Source organism: Okeania sp. SIO2F4 (assembly GCF_010672385.1).
In the GTDB taxonomy this organism is placed as follows: domain Bacteria; phylum Cyanobacteriota; class Cyanobacteriia; order Cyanobacteriales; family Microcoleaceae; genus Trichodesmium.
The window spans coordinates 20,627-27,230 of record NZ_JAAHGT010000036.1; the positions used below are offsets into that span (position 1 = coordinate 20,627).

At 38.2% G+C, this 6,604-nt stretch carries 3 protein-coding genes; all 3 read left to right on the forward strand.

Features of this window, described 5'->3' with window-relative positions:
• Positions 1-15: 15 nt before the first annotated feature.
• Complete coding sequence (locus F6K22_RS04310; protein ID WP_293093713.1) at positions 16-993, forward strand: DMT family transporter; 978 nt, start codon at positions 16-18, stop codon at positions 991-993.
• 179 nt (positions 994-1,172) lie between these two features.
• A complete protein-coding gene (locus F6K22_RS04315) occupies positions 1,173-2,273 on the forward strand; it encodes a D-alanine--D-alanine ligase family protein (protein WP_293093715.1) in 1,101 nt (366 codons plus the stop codon).
• Between the two features lie 595 nt (positions 2,274-2,868).
• The coding region (locus tag F6K22_RS04320) for a non-ribosomal peptide synthetase (protein ID WP_293093719.1) at positions 2,869-6,604 on the forward strand (3,736 nt) is incomplete at its 3' end.

Consider the following 6,604-nt stretch of genomic DNA (forward strand, 5'->3'; position numbering starts at 1 on the left):
TAAATCGGGAAAAAGATGAACGCTCAAGCTAAAGTATTACAATTCAACCATTTATCACTATTACCGATAGACTCCTTAGCTGCATTATTTGGTAGCATGGTTTGTTTATCTTTAACACCAATTTTCATCCGTTTAAGCGAATATGAACTTGGTCCAAATGCTACAATATTTAATCGTTTTTGGATTGCGGCTATTGCCTTTGGGTTAGTGAGCCAATTACTAACTGTACGTCGCCGAAAACGAAAAAATGAAACTCAAATTGAACCAAAGGAACCCCATCTAGCGAAAGCAGTCAAGCTACTGATAGCAGATGGGGTTCTTTTATCTATTGGTTTGATCTTCTGGTCTTGGTCTTTAACTCAGACAAGCATTGCTCACTCTAGCATTATGCATAATTTAGTGCCTATGTTTACTGTCTTAGGAGCATGGTTAGCTTTGAGTCAGACCTTTAATCGCCGATTTCTACTGGGTATGTTTGTGGCGATCTGTGGTTCTGCCTTGTTAGATATAAATGACCTTTTCTCATTCAAAATTAGCGAACAACTATTAGGAGATTTAGCAGCATTACTCTCAGCAATATTTTTTGGCATACACCCACTCATCGTTCAGAAACTTCGCACTCACTTCAACCCAGTTACAATTATGACTTGGTCTTCAACAACCAGTGCCTTATTGCTCTTACCTGTAGTTCTAATTACAGAGAATCAATTTTTTCCCAGCTCCTTAACTGGTTGGCTTCCAGTTATTGCTCAAGCTATTTGTGGTCAAATGCTAGGAGTAGGACTTTGGGCTTATTGTTTGAAAAAATTATCTGCTGGGTTTACTAGCTTAGTTGCATTATTTATTCCAGCTATTAGTGCGATTGAAGGTTGGGTAATTTTCTCGGAAAATCTTAACCTATCGACTTTGGTAAGCTTCTTAATAATTTTATTGGGAATGTATTTGGCAATCTCTAGTAAGTCTGCTCTAAACTCAGAGGTAGTGAAAAGTTAAAAGTCAAAAGTCAAAATTAAGATTTTAGGGGTTTTCAACCTCAACTATTCCCTGCTATAGTCAAACCATAAACAACTGGACTTACCCAAAACCGATCTAGTAGGGGCGATTCGCGAATCGCCCTCTATGGATAGCGTATTGTCTAAGAATTTGCGTAAGTCCTGAACAATGAATTAGTGATGAAATCAGAAATAATTAATCAAAATCAACAGTCGTCCCCAGACACAATAGACACAATGCCTACATTGCGGGTATTGCACCTGGCAGGTTCCCGTGTTTCCAACTTCTATTACAACCTATCAATAATTTATGCCAAAGAAGTAGTGCAACCAGTCGGTGTTAGCAGTTATTATGCAGTGGTAAATCCTGATGGGTTTTGGCAGTTGGGAACGTCTTTAGATTCATTGTCAGACAAAATGTCACTTCAGGATATGATTCCGCGACTGCCTCAAATTGATGTTGTAGTTCCCTATATGTTCTGTTTTCCTGGTATGACAAGTTTCCGAGCTTTTTTTGAGGATCTGCTCGGTATACCTGTAGTAGGATCTGCATCCCATTGTACGGCACTAGCAACTAATAAAGCTCACACACGCAACGTTGTGTCAGCATCTGGAGTGCGAGTGGCTAAAGCGCAGCAACTACGGCAGGGAGATACTTTAACAATGAAGCCTCCCTTTATAGTGAAACCGACTTCGGAAGATAATTCTTTGGGTGTGACATTGGTGTGGGATGAAGCTGAAATAGCAGAAGCATTGCGGGTTGGGTTTGAACTTGACAATACCTTGTTGGTGGAAGATTACATTCCAGGAAGAGAACTGCGTGTTGGTGTGGTTGAGAGGGGAGGTAAGTTGTGGGTGCCATCAATGATAGAATATTTAGTCACCAAAGAACATCCTATTAGAACTCTACATGATAAGTACGATCTCCAATCTGACGGCACTCCTAGAAAGCAACCTGAGAAACCTGTAGCTAAGGTAGTTTGTCCGGCGAATGTTACCCCAGAGTTATTTGAGAAAGTAGCGAATGCAGCTAAAACGGCTCATATTGCATTGGGTTGTCGCGATTATTCTTTGTATGATTTTCGGGTACACGCTGAAACCAATGAACCCTATTTGCTGGAAGCAGGTTTATTTTGGACTTTTGGAAAAATTAGCATGATTTCGCGGATGCTTCAAGCTGATGGGCAAAGTTTGGAGGATGTGGTTTTAGAGTTGTGGAATGTGGCGGCTAAACGGACTCGTGTTGCTGGGAGTTCTACGTTTAAGTACGTTAATGTTTAGGGTTTAAGGAGTAGGGGAAGTGGATAGGGACGTTGCATGCAAGTCCCTACGGGAGTAATTTTTTTGCCCAACTCTTGCCTAAAATGCTAACTTTTGAGATTTAATTAGGAATCCATGTAATACCAGTTTGATAAATGTTTTTTACAAATGCTTGGGGGACTTTTTAGGAGTCAGGAGTCAGGAGTCGCATGGGAATGGTGTCAATACCATTTTTTAGGTCATAAATTATCTTTTTCGTCAAAGAGACATTTGCTGTAAAGTATTTTTATCGCCCTTACTATTCGTAACATTATTTTTTTAAACTGGTACAAAAGTTGAAAATACTATCAAAAAAACAACAAACACATGATTTGTGCTCCCAAACAAGAAACCGGGTTTATTACTCTAATGATTGTTGTTCAAATCACAAAATTTCCTCAATAAACCAGGTTTCTGCCTAAGTCCTAAAACAAATTCGCCATTACTATGTAGAACTACCCATTTTTTTATCACTTTTGCAAGAGATGTAGTAGTGATGATACCGCAGGATTTCTTGTTATCTGGCACAGATTAATTTATACACCGATTTGTTATTTCAAACAACATCAATAAAGTTATGTCTAATCTAAGATCGCTTTCTTCTCACATACAGCAAGCAAATTGGTTTCTGTATAAGTTCAACCCAACGGGTTTGGCGGATAAAATATCTATAGCAATTAGGATGACATCTTTTGTAGATATTCCAACTGTTAAAAATACACTACAAATATTAATTGAACGTCATTCTATTCTCCGGAGTTTATATTCTGAACAAGATGGAAATATTATTTCGGAAATTCGGGAAAATGTGGAGATTGATTGGGAAGAAATAGATGCTTCATCCTGGAATAATGCCGAATTAAATGAACAATTATCGGAGCGAGTAAAGCTTGCTTTTAATCTGGAAACTGGTGGAGTATTTCGGGCTTGTTTATTTAGTATTTCGGCAACAGAAAATATTTTATTGTTGACTCTGCATCAAATAGCAGGCGATCGCTACTCTCTATCAATATTAGTGGATGAGTTTGTAACTATTTACGAGTCAAAGATTAATGATATTAGTTCAAATTTACTCCCACTAAATTCGACTTATACGGATTATATAGATCGAGAGTTAGAATTTCTCAACAGTTTGGCAGGAAAAGAAATTGGTGATTATTGGCAGGAAAAGTTAGGGGATAATTTACCTATCCTAGAATTACCAACAAATTTTTCTCGTCCGAGTATGAGAACTTATAATGGTACTGCTGTAACATCAACTATCAACTCTGAATTAAATCAAAAAATTCAACAACTAGCAAAAACCTTAGAAGTAAAACAGGAGGAGATAATATTAGCAGTATTTAAAGTTCTGCTTTACCGCTACACGGGAGAGGAAGATATTCTGGTTGGTTTATTACAAAATCGAGAAAATCAACCATCATTTGCAGGAGTAGTCGGCAATTTTACTAATATTACAGTTGTCAGAAATTCAGTTTCAGAGAATATTAAGTTTACAGATTTTTTAACTCAAGTTAGTAAGACAATATTTGAAACTGAGAATTATCGAGATTATCCTTATGCTCTACTTGTGAAACAATTAAAATCTGCTGATTTGAGTCATTATCCAATCTGTCAGGTGGCTTTTGGTTATCAGAAATTTCAGAAATTATTCAAGGCAAAAGAACTAGAATTAGAATACTTTGAACTGCTAGAACAAAAAGTAGACTTTGAACTGAGTTTAGAAATAACAGAATTACCGGAATCTCTGTTGGCTGAGTTTAAATATAATAGTGATGTATTAGAGGCTCAAACTGTTGCTCAAATTGCCGAACATTTCCAGAATTTACTAACAGCAGTTGTAGAAAATTATGAGACACCAGTGGATAAATTATCAATCCTGAATGAGGCAGAAAAACAGCAAATTTTGGTGGCCTGGAATGAGACAAAAAAAGATTATCCTCAAGACATATGTATTTATCAGTTATTTGAGAGTCAAGTTGAGAAAACACCAGATGCAATAGCAGTAATTTTTGGTGAAGAAAAACTGACTTATTCAGAATTAAATAGTCAAGCAAATCAACTCGCCCACTATTTGCAAAAATTAGGAGTTAAACCTGAAAGTTTAGTAGCAATTTGTGTCGAACGTTCCCTAGAAATGGTTGTGGGATTATTAGGAATTCTGAAAGCGGGAGCAGCTTATGTACCATTAGATCCCAACTACCCCTCAGAACGTTTAGCTTATATGATTTCTGATTCACAACTGTCAGTCTTGCTGACTCAGGAATCATTATTGACATCATTGCCAGAACATCAAGCACAGATTGTTTGTTTAGATAGAGACTGGGAAGCGATCGCCGAATTTTCTACAGCAAATTTTAGCAGTGGAGTCACCCCAGAAAATCTAGGTTACATCATCTACACTTCTGGTTCCACAGGTAAACCCAAGGGAGTTGCCATGAGTCAACGCGCTTTGGTTAACTTGATTATGTGGCAGCGAGAAGAAGCAAATGTAGGTGAAGGTGCGAGAACATTACAATTTTCTCCCATTAGTTTTGACGTATCCTTCCAAGAATTTTTTGCAACCTGGTATTCAGGAGGTACTCTGGTCTTAGTTTCTCAAGAAGTCAGACGCGATAGTTTTGCTCTGATGAAATTTATGGTTGAGACTCAGATAGAAAGAATATTTCTGCCCTTTGTAGCATTACAGCAGTTAGCAACAGTTGCTGATCAATGTCAAGTTTTACCTCCACTGCGAGAAATTATCACAGCAGGAGAACAGTTGCAGGTGACTCCAGACCTAGTGGTAATGATGAACCGACTTCCCAACTGTAAATTGCAAAACCAATACGGACCTTCAGAAAGTCATGTTGTTTCTGCTTATACTCTAGAAGGTGCTGCTAAAAATTGGCAGAAATTACCGCCTATTGGTCGTCCTATTGCTAACAATCAACTTTATATTTTGGATAGAAATTTAGAACCAGTTCCCATCAGCGTTCCCGGAGAACTTTATATTGGTGGAGTCGGTCTTGCTAACGGTTATCTTAACCGTCCAAACATAACTGCGGAAAGATTTATTGAAATCCCCCTTCCGTCACCCTTAGGAAAGGGGAGACCAGAAGAAATCCCCCTTCGGTCACCCTTGGAAAGGGGGAGAGCAAATGAACTTCCCCCCTTACAAAGGGGGGTTAGGGGGGATAATATTTCCCAGTTGGAAACACACACACCAGAAGAAATCCCCCTTCGGTCTCCCTTGGAAAGGGGGAGACCAGATGAAGTTCCCCCCTTACAAAGGGGGGTTAGGGGGGATAATATTTCCCTATACAAAACTGGAGATTTAGCTCGCTATCTGTTTGATGGCAACATCGAATTTTTAGGTCGCATTGATAACCAAGTTAAAATTAGGGGTTTCCGCATTGAAATTGGAGAAATTGAAACTACTCTCAGTCAACATCCCGCAGTCAAAGAAACGGTAGTATTAGCTAGGGAAGACCAACCTGGTAACAAACGTTTAGTCGCGTATGTTGTACCCGAAACTGAAACCACTCAAGATGTCGTACCTCAATTAAAACAATATCTGAAGGAAAAATTGGCAGAATATATGATTCCCTCCGCTTTTGTGGTGTTGTCGGAACTACCCTTAACTCCCAGTGGGAAAGTTAACCGTCGCGCTTTACCTGCACCTGATATTTCTAGTTTTAGTCAGAGCGATAATTTTGTTGCACCGCGCGATAGTATAGAAGAAGAACTAGCACAAATGTGGTCAGAAATTCTGAATATTAATCCAGTCGGAATTAAAAATAATTTCTTTGAGTTAGGAGGTCATTCTCTCTTAGCAGTTAATTTAATGGCAAAAATTCAGCAACGCTTTGCCAAACAATTACCTTTATCTACTTTATTGACTAATCCTACTATTGAAGATTTAGGTAGTTTAATTCGTGGAGAAACTCAAGTTACTTCTTCTTCTCTAGTTCCCTTACAAACTCAGGGAAATAAACAACCATTTTTCTGCGTACATCCTGCTGGAGGTCATGTATTTTATTATCAGGAATTATCTAATTATTTAGGTAATAATCAACCTTTCTATGGTTTACAAGCGCAGGGGTTTGTTGAAGGGGAAAAAATCTTGACTAATGTTGAAGATATGGCTGAGTTTTATATCAAAACTATTCAAGAATTTCAACCACAAGGACCCTATCAAATAGGTGGCTGGTCTTTTGGAGGAGTTGTTGCTTTTGAAATAGCACAGCAGTTACTTCAGCAAGGTGCAGAAGTTAGTTTATTAGCTTTATTAGATCCTTGGGTTCCCATTTTATTAGACCCCAATAAAAAAA

Coding starts and splice junctions, on each gene's coding strand:
- F6K22_RS04310 (WP_293093713.1), top strand. CDS start 16: ATGAACGCTCAAGCTAAAGTATTACAATTCAACCATTTATCACTATTA.
- F6K22_RS04315 (WP_293093715.1), top strand. CDS start 1,173: ATGAAATCAGAAATAATTAATCAAAATCAACAGTCGTCCCCAGACACA.